The sequence below is a fragment of the Citricoccus zhacaiensis genome, from assembly GCF_014645315.1.
In the GTDB taxonomy this organism is placed as follows: domain Bacteria; phylum Actinomycetota; class Actinomycetes; order Actinomycetales; family Micrococcaceae; genus Citricoccus; species Citricoccus zhacaiensis.
On record NZ_BMLQ01000003.1, the window covers coordinates 141810 to 157668 of the forward strand.

The 15859-nt window shown below is 66.7% G+C and carries 14 protein-coding genes; 5 read left to right on the forward strand and 9 right to left on the reverse strand.

The window, feature by feature from the left end:
- Positions 1 to 13 precede the first annotated feature (13 nt).
- Together IEX49_RS06245 and IEX49_RS06250 are read left to right on the forward strand one after the other, a co-directional pair.
- Positions 14 to 1369: a 2-hydroxyacyl-CoA dehydratase subunit D gene (locus IEX49_RS06245; RefSeq protein WP_188805286.1), complete on the forward strand. Its 1356-nt coding sequence runs from the start codon at positions 14 to 16 to the stop codon at positions 1367 to 1369.
- 43 nt (positions 1370 to 1412) lie between these two features.
- Entirely contained in the window at positions 1413 to 2354 is a 942-nt protein-coding gene (locus IEX49_RS06250; protein WP_229672316.1) for an acyl-CoA dehydratase activase, read from the forward strand.
- 9 nt (positions 2355 to 2363) lie between these two features.
- On the opposite strand, the gene IEX49_RS06255 is transcribed toward IEX49_RS06250, so the two are convergent.
- Positions 2364 to 3224, reverse strand: a complete 861-nt coding sequence (locus IEX49_RS06255) for a PaaX family transcriptional regulator C-terminal domain-containing protein (RefSeq protein WP_268237704.1) — start codon at positions 3222 to 3224, stop codon at positions 2364 to 2366.
- Between the two features lie 187 nt (positions 3225 to 3411).
- On the opposite strand from IEX49_RS06255, the gene IEX49_RS06260 reads away from it, so the two are divergent.
- Entirely contained in the window at positions 3412 to 5064 is a 1653-nt protein-coding gene (locus tag IEX49_RS06260; RefSeq protein ID WP_188805288.1) for an AMP-binding protein, read from the forward strand.
- Positions 5061 to 5891 carry an enoyl-CoA hydratase/isomerase family protein gene (locus IEX49_RS06265; RefSeq protein ID WP_188805289.1) on the forward strand — a complete coding sequence of 277 codons (831 nt, stop codon included), beginning with the start codon at positions 5061 to 5063 and terminating at the stop codon, positions 5889 to 5891. The genes IEX49_RS06260 and IEX49_RS06265 overlap by 4 nt, the downstream gene beginning before the upstream one ends.
- Here IEX49_RS06265 and IEX49_RS06270 read toward each other — a convergent pair.
- The 4 genes from IEX49_RS06270 to IEX49_RS06285 all read right to left on the reverse strand — a co-directional run bounded on the left by IEX49_RS06270 (position 5872) and on the right by IEX49_RS06285 (position 10522).
- On the reverse strand, positions 5872 to 6747 hold the full coding sequence (locus IEX49_RS06270) for a PaaX family transcriptional regulator (protein ID WP_188805291.1): 876 nt from the start codon (positions 6745 to 6747) through the stop codon (positions 5872 to 5874). The genes IEX49_RS06265 and IEX49_RS06270 overlap by 20 nt on opposite strands.
- Positions 6748 to 6816: 69 nt before the next feature.
- Positions 6817 to 7800 (reverse strand): acyl-CoA dehydratase activase, encoded by a 984-nt coding sequence (locus IEX49_RS06275; protein ID WP_188805292.1) that lies wholly within the window; start codon positions 7798 to 7800, stop codon positions 6817 to 6819.
- A 90-nt stretch (positions 7801 to 7890) separates the two neighbouring features.
- The gene (locus IEX49_RS06280) at positions 7891 to 9291 is read right to left on the reverse strand and encodes a 2-hydroxyacyl-CoA dehydratase subunit D (protein WP_188805295.1); all 1401 of its coding nucleotides are present in this window, start codon (positions 9289 to 9291) and stop codon (positions 7891 to 7893) included.
- Between the two features lie 52 nt (positions 9292 to 9343).
- Positions 9344 to 10522: a 2-hydroxyacyl-CoA dehydratase subunit D gene (locus IEX49_RS06285; protein ID WP_188805297.1), complete on the reverse strand. Its 1179-nt coding sequence runs from the start codon at positions 10520 to 10522 to the stop codon at positions 9344 to 9346.
- Between the two features lie 196 nt (positions 10523 to 10718).
- On the opposite strand from IEX49_RS06285, the gene IEX49_RS06290 reads away from it, so the two are divergent.
- Positions 10719 to 11606 (forward strand): alpha/beta fold hydrolase, encoded by an 888-nt coding sequence (locus tag IEX49_RS06290; protein WP_188805299.1) that lies wholly within the window; start codon positions 10719 to 10721, stop codon positions 11604 to 11606.
- An 11-nt stretch (positions 11607 to 11617) separates the two neighbouring features.
- On the opposite strand, the gene IEX49_RS06295 is transcribed toward IEX49_RS06290, so the two are convergent.
- The 4 genes from IEX49_RS06295 to IEX49_RS06310 form a co-directional block, all read right to left on the reverse strand.
- Positions 11618 to 12781, reverse strand: coding sequence for an acyl-CoA dehydrogenase family protein (locus IEX49_RS06295; RefSeq protein WP_188805301.1), 1164 nt, complete (start codon positions 12779 to 12781; stop codon positions 11618 to 11620).
- Positions 12782 to 12807: 26 nt separating this feature from the next.
- Complete coding sequence (locus tag IEX49_RS06300; protein ID WP_188805303.1) at positions 12808 to 13866, reverse strand: NAD(P)H-dependent flavin oxidoreductase; 1059 nt, start codon at positions 13864 to 13866, stop codon at positions 12808 to 12810.
- Between the two features lie 53 nt (positions 13867 to 13919).
- Positions 13920 to 14708 carry an SDR family NAD(P)-dependent oxidoreductase gene (locus tag IEX49_RS06305; protein WP_188805305.1) on the reverse strand — a complete coding sequence of 263 codons (789 nt, stop codon included), beginning with the start codon at positions 14706 to 14708 and terminating at the stop codon, positions 13920 to 13922.
- Between the two features lie 231 nt (positions 14709 to 14939).
- The gene (locus IEX49_RS06310; protein WP_188805307.1) at positions 14940 to 15842 is read right to left on the reverse strand and encodes an SDR family oxidoreductase; all 903 of its coding nucleotides are present in this window, start codon (positions 15840 to 15842) and stop codon (positions 14940 to 14942) included.
- Between the last annotated feature and the right edge of the window lie 17 nt (positions 15843 to 15859).

A 15859-nucleotide genomic window follows, 5' to 3' on the forward strand; every position in this document is an offset into this window, starting at 1 on the left:
AAGGGACCACACCATGACGACGGTAGCCGCCGACACTCGCGCGACATCCAAGGTCAATCGACTCAAGCTGCCTGAAGGGCAGAACATGGTCAATGAATATTGGGAGGACATTTTCTCCGCTCGCGAGCGGGGACAGAAGGTCGTCTGGTACAACGGGTCGGCTGTCAATCCGTTCTTCCAGGCTGCCGGCTTGAGCTGGGCCCATGGAGAGGCCTTCTCTGCACGGCTGGCGGCCCAGGAACTCGAGAAACCCGCGCAGCTGGCGGCCGAGGAGTACGGGTACGCCGGTGAGCTCTGCTCATATGCCCGTACTCACCTCGGCTGTGCGGTCCTCACGGAAAGTGCTCGGAGTCGCAAGGTCAATGCAGCCCAGACCGGCATCGTCGGTTTGGCGGACCAAGAGGAGCTGGCCTCGAGGCTCCCGACGCCGGACTTCTTCGTCAATGCCTATGCAGGGTGCAGTACCGGCCAGCAGTGGGACGAGATCACCTATCGGGTGTTCGGCAAGAAGGTCCCGATCTACAACGTTGACATCCCTTTCCTCTGGGGCAACAAGCCGGATTCCACCTACCTTGGCGGGGAGGAGTGGGAAGGCGCCTCGGACTACGTCGAAGATCAGCTCAAGGGAATGATCGGCTTCATTGAGGAGCAGACCGGCAATCCGTTCGACATGGACGCCTTGAGCCAGAATATGGCGTACATCAAGAGAGCCTCGGAACTGAGGCGAGAGGCCATGGCGCTGTGCAAGACGGGTCCGGCACCGGCCACGTTCTGGGACTGGATCGCGTCGATCGCCCACATCAACTTCATGCCTGCCTCAGAGGGCCTGGTGACCTACTTCCAGGCGGTCAAGGATGAGATCGAGTCGCGTCTGGAGAACAACGTCTCCGGGATCGCCAATGAGCGGTACCGGTTGTACTTCGACGGCATCATGAACTGGAACAAGCTCGGAGAGTTGGCGCGGCTCTTTGCGAGCTATGACGTCTCCGTTGTCGCAGGGCGGTATACGCATAATGCCTTCTGGCAGGAGCCGCACCTCATTGACCCTGAGAACCCGCTGCGCGGCATGGCCCAGCACTACCTTCTCTGCCCCACCAATCACGGGGTGAAGACGCTGAAGAACATGACGAACAAGGATCTCGTGGACTACGACCTCGACGGCCTCGTCTTCCACTCGACCAGGACGTGCCGTGCGTTCGCCGGCCCCCAGCACCTCTTGGCGAAGTCGGCGGAGGCAGAGCTTGGCCTCCCGTCGATCTTCTTCGAGGGAGACGTCGCCGACGCCTCGTTCTACAAGGGAGAGATGCTGGCCACCAGGCTGGAAGGCATGTTGGAGTCCATCGACATCCGCCGAACCCGGGCGTCCTGAGTCGCCGGGTACAAGCCAGTAGCGTCGCCGGAAGGAGTCCGCCGTGACATTCGCATGTATGGGTATTGATTTGGGGTCGACGACGGCCAAGTCCGTCGTCGTGGATGGTGACGGCAACGTCTTGGGTGCGCAGGTGGTCCAGATGGGTGCCGTCAGTCGCAAGGGCCTGGAGAAGTCGATGGAAGGGGCGCTTTCGCAGTCTGGGCTTGCCTTCGAGGACATCCGCTCCACCATCGGCACCGGCTACGGCCGGCGACTGGTCCCGGGCGCGGGACGTACCTTCACGGAGATCACCTGTCATGCGCGGGGGGTCGCTGCGCTCGTGCCGGGAGTACGGCTCGTCATTGATATCGGCGGCCAGGACTCCAAGGCGATCCTCGTCAACGATGAGGGGCTGGTGGACAAGTTCGCGATGAACGATCGGTGCGCCAGCGGTACCGGACGCTTCTTCGATGTCGTGGCCCGCGCGCTCGAGGTATCCATGGATGAGTTGGGTCCCCTGGCGTTGAGCGGTGCGGAGGACTTGGAGATCAGCAGTATGTGTGCCACCTTCGCCGAGACGGAGATCATCGCGCTCATGGCGGAAGGGCGGGACCCGGCGGACATTGCGGCGTCGGTACACCGGGCGATCTCCGCTCGGGCCCTCGGGCTGGTGGCCCAGGTCGGACGTCATACCCCGGCAGTCTTGACTGGAGGCGTTGCGCGGAATGCGGCAGCGGTGAAGTTCATGTCTGAGGCTCTCGGCGAGGAGCTTATCGTCCCTGCTGACCCACAGGTCACCGGCGCATTTGGCGCTGCCCTCCTTGCCGTGGAGACGGAAACCAAGGGATTCGTTTTCCAAGGGGATGTCTCCAAGCTGGACGCGGTGGAGCATGAGGTGGAGTCTTCGTTCCGAATCGAGAATCGGGCCGTCCCCGAGTGCTCGACCTGTAGTGGTGGGCCGGTGCCCGTCACCTTGGGTCGGGGTCCCAGCCTCACGGTTTAGGGTTCTTGCTCAGCGTTCGTTGATCTCGGACCAGCGGGTCTTCACCGTGGCGGACCAACGGCGGCGCAGGCTCATGATGTGTGCTGCGACCTCACGACCGATCCACCCGGGCAGCAGGGCCTCCGGCAGTTGGGGATCCGTGAAGGTGAATCCTTGGATTCGCCCCATGGAACGGATCTCTGTGAACAAGACCTCGTCATCGTCCACAGGGTCAGCGTCCCCGAACTCATCCAGGACCGCTCGGTATTCGGCCGCCAGGCTGTCCAGGTCCCATCCTCTGGAGACTATCTCGGGCGGGGTGAGCCCGATCGGATCGACAGGGCCATGGAGTGCCACTATGGAGCCGGTCAACTCGAGCCGCTCGACGAGCGACTTGACCTGATCATGCCGGTCTACATGAGGGGTCAGCCAAACTCCGGGCAGCGGGTTTCCCATGCCGGTTTGCGACAGGCCGGTATAGAGGCGCTGGCGCTGGGATCGCTGCGCCTGGGGGACGGTGATGAAGAGCGTGAGCCACTGCGAGTCCCAGTCGGTAAAGGGGTTGCTCAAGTCATCGACGAGATGGAGTCCATCGCTGAACACCTTCGATAGGTAAGGCGTCGGCGACCACTCGACCTCGCGACCGAACTTCTCACCCTGGATCCAACCGGAGTCCGACGCCCTGATGATGGCTTGGCGTGCGGTTGCCTCTTCAATTCCCAGGCCACCCATGACGTAGAGCAGCGCAGATGTCCGTGCGGGCTGACCTGATGTCCATACCAGCTCACCCAGAATCGTCATGAGTTCGGACCTGGCGCTCCCCCGCGTCAGTCCCGAGGGGGGACGGGCGCTCCGCCGAGTCCCGGCGTCGGTGCGTGTGGAGGAATTCATGAGATCTCATCCTATCGAGTGTCTTGCCGTGAGCGAGATCACAGTAACCCTTGAAATGGTCAGACCATCTACATTATCGTTGCGCTGAGCACCCGATATGTAGAACGAGTGCTGGCCCCACCGGGGCGTCCACCAGCACCACCGCCACCTCCGGCGCGTGGAGCACCGCCGCTTTCGAGGAGCACGGATGACCACCCAGCTGACTCAGTCCTACTGGCCCGCCGAGAAGAGCACCGGCGTCCGAGAGATCACCCTTCCGGGCCTGCTCAGAGAGGCGGCCGCAGACGTTCCCAACCACCTCGCCCTCGTGGACGCGGTGGCCGACCCGGACGCCAGGCGGCATTGGACCTACGCCGAGTTCCTGGCCGAGGTGGAGCAGGTCTCCCGAGCGCTGCTCGCACGGTTCTCCCCGGGCGACAGGATCGGGGTCTGGGCCCCCAACAGCGCCGAGTGGGTCATCCTCCAGCAGGCCATCGCCATGTCCGGGATGGTCGTCGTCGCAGCGAACCCCGCCTACAAGGCCCACGAACTGGAGTACGTGCTGCGCCACTCCGGTGCCGTGGGCCTCTTCTACGTCAGCAGCTACCGCGGCACGGACCTGGAACCGGTGGTGCAGGCTGCCCTGCCGACGGCCACGTCCCTGAAGACCCTCATCAAGATGGAGGACTGGACCGACTTCCTCGCCTCCGGCCATCCCTCCACCCCGCTGCCCGAGGTCAAGCCGACGGACCCGGTCCAGGTGCAGTACACCTCCGGCACCACGGGATTCCCCAAGGGCGCGATCCTCCACCACATGGGCATCGTCAATGAGGCCGCCTTCGTGGGGGAGCGCGCCGGCATGGGTCCCGACGGGGTCTGCATCAACGCCATGCCCATGTACCACATCGGTGGCGGAGCGGTCACCGAGTTGCAGACCATCGCCTCCCACGGCACCTACGTGGTCATGCCCGGCTTTAACCCGGGCCTGACCCTCGAGCTGATCGAGGCCTACCGCGGCACCCACTCGCTGATGGTCCCGACCATGCTGCTGGCCGTGCTGGAGCACCCGGACAGCGCCACCCGAGACATGTCCAGCGTCCAGACGATCATGTCCGGTGCCGCTCCGGTCTCAGAGGCCCTGGTCAAGAAAGTGACCGAGCGCTGGGGCTGCCAGTTCAGCATCCTCTTCGGCCAGACCGAGATGCACGGCGTGACGAACCAGACCCGGATCACCGATTCCCCCGAGGACCAGGCGGGAACCGTGGGCCAGCCACTGCCGGAACTGGAGATGAAGATCGCAGACGTGGTCACCGGGGAGGTCCTGCCCATCGGCGAGCAGGGCGAGATCTGCGCACGCGGATACCAGAACATGCTCGGCTATGACCAGATGCCGGAGCAGACCGCCGCGACGATCGACGAGGACGGCTGGCTCCACATGGGCGATCTCGGCACCATGGACGAGCGAGGCTTCGTCAAGGTCACGGGACGGCTGAAGGACATGATCATCCGCGGCGGCGTGAACATCTACCCGCGGGAGATCGAGGAGGTGTTGGCCGGTCACCCGGACTTCGCGGACCTGGTGGTCCTCGGGGTGCCCAGCGAGAAGTGGGGCGAGGAGGTGGCCGCCGTGGTCAGGCTGCGGCAGGGCGCCGTCCAGCCGGATCCCCTCGAGCTCAAGTCCTGGTGCCGCGAGCGGATCTCCATGCACAAGAGCCCCAGCCGCTGGTACTTCACCGAGGCCTATCCGCAGACGCCCTCCGGCAAGATCCAGAAGTTCTTGCTCCGGGACCAGATCGCGGACGGGGACCTGAAGGCGGTGGTCCTTCCCTCGAGCTCGGATCAGGCCAAGGTCTCGCCGTGACGGAGGCCGGCCGGCGGGTCACCCTGACGGTCACAGAGCAGGTCGGGCACCTGGAGCTGTCCCGGCCCGAGGCGCGCAACGCCATGGACCCGGACTTCGTCCGCGACTTCGGCGACGCACTCGATCAGGCTGTGAGCCGCCCGGACATCCGGGCCCTGCTCGTCACGGGCCAAGGACCCTCCTTCTGCGTCGGCGGTGACCTGTCCTACTTCACGTCTCACCCCGACACTCTTGAAGAGGACCTGGGTTGGATGGTGGACCACTGGCACGAGGTCCTCGGCAGGTTCGCCTCGATCGACCTCCCGGTCATCACCGCCGTCCACGGCGGAACGGCGGGCGGCGGCCTGGGCATGGTCTGGTGCGCAGACCACGTGATCGCCGCCGAGGACACCCGGATCGCCGCGGGCTTCGCTGACATCGGCCTGTCCGGTGACGGGGGAGCGTCCTGGTACCTGCCGCGTCTGGTGGGGCACCGTCGGGCCCAGGCGATGATCCTGGACAACGTCCCAGTGGATGCCCCCACCGCACTGGAGTGGGGGATCGTCCACTCCGTGGTGCCCCGCGCAGACCTGATGGACGCGGCCTGGACGTCCGCCCGGCGGTTCGCCCGCCGCTCCGCCCCGGCCTTCCGTCAGGCCAAGCGGTTGCTCAGGGAGTCCTCAACCCACGGCCTCGTGGAGCACCTGCACGCCGAGGCGGAGGCCATCCATGCATGTGCGGCCTCCTCGGATTCCGCCGAGGGCATCAGCGCCTTCGTGGAGAAGCGGCCGGCGGTCTTCACCGAGCCCTATCCGGCGGCCGGTCTCGTCAGTACTCTCCGCGGCTGATCTCGGCCCACCGCTCGGTGACGTCCCTGGCCCAGCGCCGGCGCAGTGACTGGATGTGGTCCGCCACCCTGCGGCCGATCCAGTCGGGCAGGAGTGCAGCCGGCAGCTGGGGATCGGTGAAGGGGAAGCGCTGCAACTGGCCTACGGCTCGCACCTCCGTGAAGAGGACCTCGTCCGGACTCTGCGGCTGGGGGGCACGGAACTCCTCGTAGACCTCCGCATAGTCCTGGGCCAAACTGTCGAGGTCCCATCCCTTGGTGACGATCTCAGCCTCAGAGAGTCCCACGCCGTCCACCGGCCCGTGGAAGGACATGGTCGACTCCGCCAGACCCAGTCGCCGGACCACCTCGGAGACCTGGACATGGCGCTCGCCGTGGGGGCTCAGCCAGACGCCGGGGGCAGGGTTGCCGAAGCCCGCCCACGTCAGGTCGCCGTAGAGCCGCTTGCGATGGGAGCGCTGGGCCTTGGGGACCGTGATGAACAGGACGAGCCACCGGGAGTCCCATTCGGGGAAGGGATCGCTGAGGTCGTCCACCCGGCGCGAGCCCTCCTCGAAGACCCTGGTGAGGTACGGGGTGAGGGACCAGCTGACCTCGCGTCCGTGCTTCTCGCCTTCGATCCACCCCGATTCGGCGCCTCTGATGATGGCCTGGCGGGCGGTCGCCTCCTCGATGCCGAGGCCGGCCATGACATAGAGCAGGGCAGAGGTCCGCGCCGGTTGGCCGGTCGGCCAGACCAGCTCGCCGAGTACCGTCATGAGGACGGAGCGGGCGCTTCCCCGGTTCAGTCCGGCCTGGGGTGACGGGGTGGTGGCGACGGAAGCCTCGGACAGTGCACTCGGGGGGCTGGCTTTCATGGACTCGTACTCTACTGAGGGCTCAGGACCAGAGGTCCGACGACGGCCGGCTCGGCCCCAGCGGAACCCTCACCGAGGGCTCGGTCCCGCGGCGGAGAGGGCGTCGGTCTGGAGGATGACTGGGACGGGCCTGCGGCTGCCGCCGTCGTGGTCGTGGGCGTGGCCGTCGCCCAGGTGGCCATCGCACCCGGTGCAGTCCCGGAGGCCGCCGGAACGCTGGGCCACGAGCTGACGATCCGTCTCGATGTCCTGCACGGTGAGCCCAAGCTGTCCCTGGTATTCGTCGCGGGCGATGAGGGCGGCCCCCAGCGCGCCGGCGATCTGGGGGGTGTCCAGGATGACGAGATCCTGTCCGAGAGCGTCGGAGAGGAACGTCACCAGCGCCTTGTTCTGGGCGACCCCGCCGGTCATGACGGCGGGGATGGCCTTGCCCACCTGGGCCACGAGGCCCAGGGTCCGTGCGGCCACGGAGCGGTGCACCGAGGCGGAGATGTCGGCCGGCGCGGAGCCCTGGGCCAGGAGGGAGATCACCTCGGTCTCGGCGAAGGTGGCGCACATGCTGCTGACCTCAAGGTTCTCAGTGCCCGCCAGGGCCAAGTCGACCACCTCGTCGAGGTCCACCTCCAGTGCCCGGCACAGCACGTCGAAGAACCGGCCGGTGCCACTGGCGCAGCGGTCGTTGAGGGCGAAGCGGTCCACGAGGCCGTCATCGTCCACGGCGATCGCCTTGCTGTCCTGACCGCCGATGTCGATCACCAGGCGCACACCCGGTGACAAGGCCGCGGCGCCGCGGGCATGGCAGGTGATCTCCGTGAAGGTCTTGTCCGCCCCCGGCACCAGCCGCCGGCCGTAGCCGGTGCTGATGGTCCGGGCGATGTCCTCAGAGGACAGGCAGGCGTCCTCGAGGACGCTCTCGATGGCCACACCGACAGCCTGCCGGCTGACCGCGCCCATCTGGACGACCCTCGAGGCCACGATCTCACCGGCGGCGTCAACGATGACGGCCTTGGCGGTCGTGGACCCCAGATCCACTCCCATGGTGTACCACTGCATGGTGCTGCCTCGTCTCGGTCTCTTCTTCGTCTCTTCGTCTCTTCGTCTCTCGTCGAACCCAGGTTGCGTTGAGGTTCCGTTCCGCCCTGCTCAGACGAGCTGGGCGGTCTTCGCGCGCTGCTGGTCGATCGACTCGAGCATGGCCACCAGGCCGCTCTCGAGGGTCTCGTCCTTGTAGAACGCAGCATCCGCGACGTCCCCCTCGAAGGAGAAGGACTTGATACCGCGCTCGCGCTCCGCCGTCCGGGCCAGCATCTGCTGCGGGTTGGTCATGGCGCGGCAGGTGCGCGTGGAGTGAAAGGCGATCCCGTCGATCCCGTACTCGTCGCAGCGCTTGAGCAGCAACTCCTCCATGATCTTCATCCCGTGGTTGATCGGGCAGATCAGGTAGTGCTGGGCCATGCCCAGCAGCGGGCGGTCCACGTCGATGAGGTCCGGCTCCTGCCAGAAGGAGTCGTGGGTGTACCGGCCGGCCACCACGGCCACGTCATGCTCGGCGAACTTGCGGGTGAGGTAGCCCAGCTTGTTCCAGTTCATGATGCCGTCGAAGTACACCCGGTACCGCTCGTTCTGCACGGCGGAGACTTTTTCCCGGATCCTCTGCTCGATCTCGTCCTTGACGGCCTGGAAGTAGTCCACGAGCATCTGGTTGGCGGGCAGGAAGTTGATGGGTGCGATGCTCGCCACCCAGTCCCAGTACGTGGCCGGGGTCGGGGCGGCGGCGCAGAGCTGCATGGCCTCGATGCGCAGTTCAGAGGCTCGCTTGATGTAGGACATGTTCTCCGAGAGCGCGTCCCAGTCGAAGGGCCGCTTGGTCTGGTCCTCGATGAACTCAATGAGCTTGTGGAGCTGCTTCTCCACGTAGAGGGGCGTGGTCTCCCACTCCTTGCCGCGCAGGTAGCCTGCGTCCGGCTTGGTGCCGAAGATCATCGGCAGTGAGACGTTCATCATCGGCAGCTCCTTGCCGAAGACCCGGTAGGTCATGGCATCCCATTGCTGACCGGTGCTGCAGCCCGCGTAGGCATTGACGAAGAAGTCGGGGGAAGGGAGCTTGGCGGCCAGCTCCTCCTGGTCGGCCATGCCCACGATCCCGTCCTGCTTCTCGAGGGTGCCCTTCTGGGTCAGGACGGCGCAGCCGAGGTGCGTCCGGGAGTAGGAGCACAGCTCGGCGTTGTAACCGTATTCCGCACCGGCGGCCTGGGCCGGCTCCTCCATGTGCATGGCAGCGAGCCGTGCGGAGAAGGCCTCGCCATGGCACCAGGCCAGGCCTGCCGCCTGGAAGATGGGGTTGAGGGCGCTGCCGTTGTACCAGACAACGCTCTGGCCCCGTTCCCGGGCGGTGAAGATGTTGTCCCAGTAGTCGGCGACCATCTTGCCGCCCATCCGGGTGCTGGACAGTCGGTTGGACTTGTCCGGGGCCTCCGGGGTGACCAGGCGGGTCGGGGATAGGTCGAGGCTCTGCTTCGTGCTCTGGTTCGTGTCCAGTGACATCGGGGGGACTCCTCAGTGGGTCTGTGAATCTGTCAGTCTGTGCTTGGTCGGATCAGGCCGGGAGGAGCTGCTTGCTCCGCTGGCGGCGGATGCGCTCCACGAAGGTCTCGATGGTGGTGCGGATCGACTCGGCGGCCAGGCCCTCGTGCTCGGTCTCGATGAGCAGCTCGGGGATGTCCCGCTCGCCGAGGGTCCTGCGCAGCTCGGGGTAGTAGAGCATGAGCGGCTCGCAGAATTTCGCCTGGAGGGTGACGACTCCCTCGGCGCCGGAGTCCGCCAGGGTGTCCACGAGGTAGGACTGCCAGTCGACGTCCAGCTGGACGCGGGTGGCGCAGGGGACGTTGACGTTTCGGTCCAGGTACCAGGAGGCCAGCGCGGCAAACGGGTCGCCGTCCTTTGGGACGTCCGTGGAGATGTAGCGGGAGCCGTGGTACAGGTCGTCGTTGACGATGACGACGTCGCATTCCTCGAGCAGGTTGAGCAGCTCGGGGCGCGGGGGCGCACAGAAGTGGCCGGAGAGGTGCAGTCGCACCAGGTGCTCCGGGGCTGAGCTCAGGGTGTCCAGGCGGTCCAGCAGCTGCTGCAGGAGGGCCGTGTGCTCGGTGATGTCCATGACCATGCTGGACTTCACGAGGACTTGGAGGGCACTGGCTGGGATGTGGAGCCGGCCGGTGCGGCGCAGGTCGAAGAACTCCCGAAGGAGACGACGGTTCTCATTGAAGACTCGGATGCTCGCGGTCAGCGACTCATCGGTCACGGTGACCCCGGTGCTCTCCTCGACCTCAGCACGCATGGCCTGGACCTTCTCCTCGACCGCCCCGCGGCTCCAGGCGTCGTCCATGGAGCTGATGAACTGGGTGAAGTGGAGCGGCTTGTCCGGGATGACTCTCTGGATGACATCGGCAGCGCCGAGCAGCTGGACGCAGTGATCCACGAGCACGAAGGCATCGAAGACCTCCAGTTCACCGGTGGCGGCCTGGTCGGCGAGGCTGCGCGTGTAGCTGCAGTAGAACTCGGGGAGCAGGCTGCGGCCCTCGGTGATGGTGGTCCGGCTCTCCTGGACGATCACGGGAAGGGCGCCGGTGGCGTGGACCAGTTCGGAGGGGAAGTTCATCGGAAACGAGCCGATGACCAGCCCGCCGGTGCGCTCCTTCCACTCCGTGGCGTAGGCGACGGGGTCCTGCGCGGCTCGTTCGAGGGGGGCGAAGGTCGTGGGGTCAAGGGTGTTCATGGAGCCTCTTCTCACCGATGTGTGCGGTCCGGTGTTCGATCTACCCTCTACGATCCGCTCAACTCCAACATTTGTCAATAGAGGTGACTCGGTTCCTGGGCGTGTCATATGTCGAGTGGTCCGTCGGGATCGTAGGATGCCGACAGGTTCACCGTCTCGGTGGGCAGGGCTGACTCATCTGAAGGCGGGACGCACCATGGACACCACCGACCGTGACCACACGAGGGACGTGGCGTCGCCGCACGCGACGACGGGTTGGATCACCGAGGCGCAGTCCCGCCACCCCGAGCGGGGTACTATCACCGTCGACGGGGCTACTATCGCCTTCAGGCGCTGGCTCGGCCCAGAGGAGGCCCCCAGTGGGGTCCTGCTGGTGCACGGCGGGGGAGCGCACTCCGGGTGGTGGGACCATGTGGCGCCGCTTTTGACGGACCGAGGTCCGGTGGTGGCCCTGGACCTCTCCGGGCACGGGGACAGCGACCATCGCACGCACTACAGCCTGGATGGCTGGGGGGATGAGGTCCTGGCCGTGCTGGGGGCCGCCGGACTCGGTGAGGACCCGGTCGTCGTCGGCCACAGCCTCGGTGGGCTGGTCACCCTGTCCCTTCGCGAGCGACCGGGGAATGGGGTGGGGCGGGTCGTCGTCGTGGACTCACCGATCGAGGGTCCGGAGGCGCAGCGCAGGCCCGAGGCCGGGACGTTCTCCTCTCGGCACCGCCTCTACCCGACGCGCGAGGCGGTCATGGAACGGTTTCGCCCGGTGCCGCCCCAGCCGACCCTGTCCGAGGTGGTCGAGCACCTGGTGCCGGACTCCGTTCGTCAGGTCGACGGCGGATGGACTTGGAAGTTCGATGCAGGCATCTTCGATGGCACGGCGCGGATGCACATCACGCGGCCCGGGCCGGGACGGCCGTGGGCCTTCCTTCGGGGCGAGCGCGGCATGGTGCCTGCCTCGGTGCGAGAGCAGGTCGAACGGACCGGCGGTCTGCTCGTCGACCTGCCCGGCGCCGGGCACGCCCCCATGCTCGACCAGCCGGGGATGCTGATCGGGGCGCTGCGGGCCATCCTCGCAAACTGGCCGTGACCTGAGCCGGCCTACTTCTTGGCGTAGGGGACGAACTGACGGCCGAAGAGCTCTCGGGCGATGATGATCTTCTGGATCTGGGCCGTGCCGTCCGCGATCTCCACGGAAAGGACATCCCGGAGCCGCTGCTCGAAGGGGAATTCGCTGGAGTAGCCGAAGTTGCCGTGCAGCAGCAGGCACTCCTTGATGGCCTGGCCGGCATGCAGCGGCCCGTACCACTTGGTCATGGCGGCCAGGGCGGTGTGCTTCCGGTCCACGGTCCGGTGCCACAGTGCCGAGTAGCAGAGCAGCCGGGCCGCCTGCAGGTGGGTGGCATGCTCCGCGAGCGGGAAGGAGATCCCCTCGTACTTCGCCAGCGGGGAACCGAAGGTGCTGCGCTGGCTGACGTACTCGACGGTCTCGTCGATGCAGACCTGTGCACAGCCGATCCCGGTGAGGGCCAGCAGCGGTCGGGTGAAGTCGAATCCGTTGAGTACCTGCCGGAAGGCGACGCCCTCCTGGCCGAGCAGCGCATCCGCGGCGACCTCGACGCGATCCAGGCTGAGGATCCCGCGCGCGAGTGGCTTCCATCCCGGGTCCTCGATCGGTGACTTCGAGATTCCCGACCCGTCCAGCGGCACGAGGAACGCCGATGCGCCGACGTCTAGACCGTCCCGGACGGTCCGGGCCACCAGGACGATCGCCTCGGCCTCCGGCAGCATGGTCACGGAGGTCTTCTCCCCGCTGATGACGTAGCCGTCCTCGGTGGCCGTCGCGGTGGTGGTGATGGCGCTGACGTCCGAGCCGCACTCCGGTTCGGTGAGGCCCAGAGCCACGTAGACGGACCCGTCCACGAGCCGGCCGAGGTATTGGTCCCGCACCCGCTCGCTGCCGTGCTGGGCCAGCAGGGAGCTCATGAGCATCACGGGGATGGCGGCATTGGCCACGTTGAAGTCCGCAGAGGCTAGTTCCTCGATGGCCAGGCCGGCGGCAACGAAGTCCTCCTCCGGCAAGGGGTTGTGGTCAGGACCGGCGAGGAGTCCGAACACGCCGAGCTCGGCCACACTGCGGTGGATGTCCCAGTCGAAGCGGTCTGAGCGGGCGCGCTCCAAGTATCCCGGGGCCAGGCGCTGGGTTGCGAAGGACCGTACGGCCTCGCGCAGCTCCTCCTGGGTCTCGGTGAGTCCGAACTGCATGGTGTCGCGTCCTCTCGTCCTTCTGCTCAAACAGAGGCGGGGCTCTGCAGCCTGGCGGCCAGGTCACGCAGGATGTCCGCTGCCTCCTCTGCCATGGCCGGGACGAACTCGGCCACGCTAATGATCTCCTTGAGGGCCGAGGAGACCTGGCCCGCCAGGACCAGCCCGTTGTCCACATCCCCCTCGGTCTGTGACAGCTGCATCGACTCGATCTTCCAGCGCTCCAGCTCCACCTCGGTGGGCTGGGATCCGGAGCCGTCGGGACCCCGGACCTCGCCGGAGAGGAGCCGCTCGGACGCGGTGTTGCGCAGGCCGCGGCAGGGGCCGTAGACGCCGTTGAACGCCACGTCATCACCCTCACGGGCGTCGAGGAGTGCCTGGATGTAGTTCGGATGCCAGTCGGCATTGTCCTCACTGACGATGAAGCGGCTGCCCATGGCCACACCATCCGCACCCATCGCCAGCGCTGCCGCGAGTCCTCGGCCGTCCCGGGCGCCACCGGTGAGCAGGACGGGAATGTCAATGGCCTCGGTGACGCTCGGGACCAGCACGAAGGTGTGGACGGCCTTGCTGGGTGCGTGTCCGCCCATCTCGAACCCGGCCGCGATGACGACGTCCACGCCGGCCTCCGCCGACTTCACCGCCTGACGGGTGGAGCCGACCTTGTGCTGGTGGATCATCCCGGCATCCTTGATGGCCTGCAGGTAGGGGCCGGGGAAGCCTGCGGAGGTCGTCATGACCTTCAGCCGCTCGGCGAGGGCCGAGTCGGCCTCACGGGCCTCGAGCACCATCTTGATGTAGACGTCCGTGAAGGGCAGGACCTCGCCCTCGTGGTCCACGCCGACCGGGATGTTCACGGCGAAGGGCCGCTCCGTCAGGGAAGCCGCCTCCTCGATGTGCTCGCGGAAGGTCCGGGCGCCGGCCTGGATGTCCACGGGCATTCCGGGCATGGAGACGGTGCCCAGACCGCCGGCGTTCGAGACGGCCGCGGCCAGTTTGGGGGTGCGGAAGGGGCCGAGTCCCTCCTGCACGATCGGATGCTCGATGCCGACGAGTTCGGTGTATCGGTTGCTCAGGACAGCCATAGTTCAGGCCTTTCGGTCGGGGTGGAGTCTGATTTCGGGAGGCGATTGCGGACCTAGCCCGCGGAGATCCCGCCATTGACGCTGATGACCTGGCCGGTCAGCCGTGCGGCTCCCGGGCCGCCGAGGAAGAGGACCATCTCGGCGAGATCATCGGGCTCGGCCACGCCGAGGTGGGCCATGCGGGAGGCCTTCTCGAAGAGGGTCTTGCTGAAGCCGTCGGTGAGGACGCGATCGGCCGTCGGGGTGCCCGCGATGAGGGACGGGGTGAGCGCGTTGACCCGGATCCCGTTGCGCTTGGCCTCCATGGCGGCGGTGCGGGTGAACATGGTGATGGCGGCCATGGCGGCGCCGAGCACGGTCTCACCGGGGGTCGGCACCTTGGCGGCGTCGGAGGCGATGTTGATGATGCTGCCCCCGCCCTGGGCCTGCATGAGGGGCAGGACTGCACGGGTCAGGTACATCGGGGGCAGGGCCTGCCGGTTGATGATGGACACGAAGTCCTCTGGATCAATGGTGTGGAGGAGCTCGGGCCGGTAGCTGGCCGCCACGGAGCTGACGAGGACGTCGATGGCTCCCAGGCGATCGTGTGCGGCGGTGACGGCCTCCTGGACCTGTTGGGGGTGATCCAAATCTGCGGGGAGGAACACGACGTTCGCCTGGGGGTTGAGGGCTGCGACCCGGTCCCGCGCGGCCTGCCCGCGCTCCGGGTTCCGCGAGACCAGGGCCACCCGGGTGACGCCGGCCTCGAGGAACTTCTGGGCTGAGGCCAGGCCGACCCCGGAGGACCCGCCGGCGATGACGACGGCCGAGTCTTCGTAGGACTTCACGGTGGGTGTGGACATGGTGGCTCCTGAGGCTGGGGTGCTGGGGGAGGATCTCGGCGCAGAATGTGCGCTGGTTCACTGCCTCCATTTATATAGCATCTGGTGACCAAGTCGCTACATCTGTCGAATGTAATTCATGTGAGGGCGCCGGGTGCGCGTGCGAGCGGGAGCACTCGGGCACGCGAAAGGGTGAGTCCCGACGCCAGATGCGTTGGGACTCACCCTTCGGTGTGCGGATCAAGCCCGCGGTCAGACGCTGCGTTGCGCCTTCGAGGCCTCGGTGGCGGCCTTGGACTTCTCCCGGGCCTCGGCCCAGTCCTCGTCCGTCATGGAGGCCAGTCCGGCGAAGGTGCCGGGGCCGGCGAGCATCTGCCCGCCGTCCATGGCGATCGTCTGGCCGGTGATGTAGTCGCAGGCGTCGGTCAGCAGGAAGATCGTCAGGTTGGCCAGTTCCTCCACGGTGCCGGGGCGCCCGGCCGGGACCGTGTCGAACTGAGTAGCCCCGGCGGAGGAGTTCTCCGTGGGATTGAGCATCTCCCAGGCGTACTCCGTCGGGATGGGCCCGGGGGCGATCGCGTTGATGCGTATCCCGTACTTGGCCCATTCCACGCCCAGGGACATGGTCATGGCGTTCACCGCGGCCTTGCCCATGGCGGAGGGCACGACGAAGGCGGACCCAGTCCAGATCCAGGTGGTCAGGGTGGAGAGCACGTTGCCCTTGAGCCCCTGATCGATCCATCGCTTCCCGGCCGCGTGGGTCACGTGGTAGGAGCCCTTCATCACGGTCGAGGACACGGTGTCGAAGCCGCGGGGGCTGAGGTCCTTGGTCTGGGCGATGAAGTTCGCGGCAGCGTTGTTGATCACTCCGGTCAGGGGGCCGTGCTCTGTCCACAGCTGCTCCATGGCGGCGTCCACGGACTCGTAGTCCTTGACGTCCACCGTCTGGACGTGGACCTGCCCGGGGGCGTTCACCGAGGCCTCCGCCGCAGCCTCCTCGAGGACGGCCTGGCGCCGACCCCAAAGGTGGACTTGGGCTCCGTGCTCGGCCAAGTGCCGGGCCACGCCCCTGCCCAGGCCGGTGCCGCCGCCAGTGATGAGGATGCGTTGTCCGGACAGGATGTCCCGTCGGAACGGTGAGGGATGGTTCGTCATTGGGTGTCCTTCGTCGA

Coding starts and splice junctions, on each gene's coding strand:
- IEX49_RS06245 (WP_188805286.1), top strand. CDS start 14: ATGACGACGGTAGCCGCCGACACTCGCGCGACATCCAAGGTCAATCGA.
- IEX49_RS06255 (WP_268237704.1), bottom strand. CDS start 3,224: ATGAATTCCTCCACACGCACCGACGCCGGGACTCGGCGGAGCGCCCGT.
- IEX49_RS06260 (WP_188805288.1), top strand. CDS start 3,412: ATGACCACCCAGCTGACTCAGTCCTACTGGCCCGCCGAGAAGAGCACC.
- IEX49_RS06270 (WP_188805291.1), bottom strand. CDS start 6,747: ATGAAAGCCAGCCCCCCGAGTGCACTGTCCGAGGCTTCCGTCGCCACC.
- IEX49_RS06275 (WP_188805292.1), bottom strand. CDS start 7,800: ATGCAGTGGTACACCATGGGAGTGGATCTGGGGTCCACGACCGCCAAG.
- IEX49_RS06280 (WP_188805295.1), bottom strand. CDS start 9,291: ATGTCACTGGACACGAACCAGAGCACGAAGCAGAGCCTCGACCTATCC.
- IEX49_RS06285 (WP_188805297.1), bottom strand. CDS start 10,522: ATGAACACCCTTGACCCCACGACCTTCGCCCCCCTCGAACGAGCCGCG.
- IEX49_RS06290 (WP_188805299.1), top strand. CDS start 10,719: ATGGACACCACCGACCGTGACCACACGAGGGACGTGGCGTCGCCGCAC.
- IEX49_RS06295 (WP_188805301.1), bottom strand. CDS start 12,781: ATGCAGTTCGGACTCACCGAGACCCAGGAGGAGCTGCGCGAGGCCGTA.
- IEX49_RS06300 (WP_188805303.1), bottom strand. CDS start 13,866: ATGGCTGTCCTGAGCAACCGATACACCGAACTCGTCGGCATCGAGCAT.
- IEX49_RS06305 (WP_188805305.1), bottom strand. CDS start 14,708: ATGTCCACACCCACCGTGAAGTCCTACGAAGACTCGGCCGTCGTCATC.
- IEX49_RS06310 (WP_188805307.1), bottom strand. CDS start 15,842: ATGACGAACCATCCCTCACCGTTCCGACGGGACATCCTGTCCGGACAA.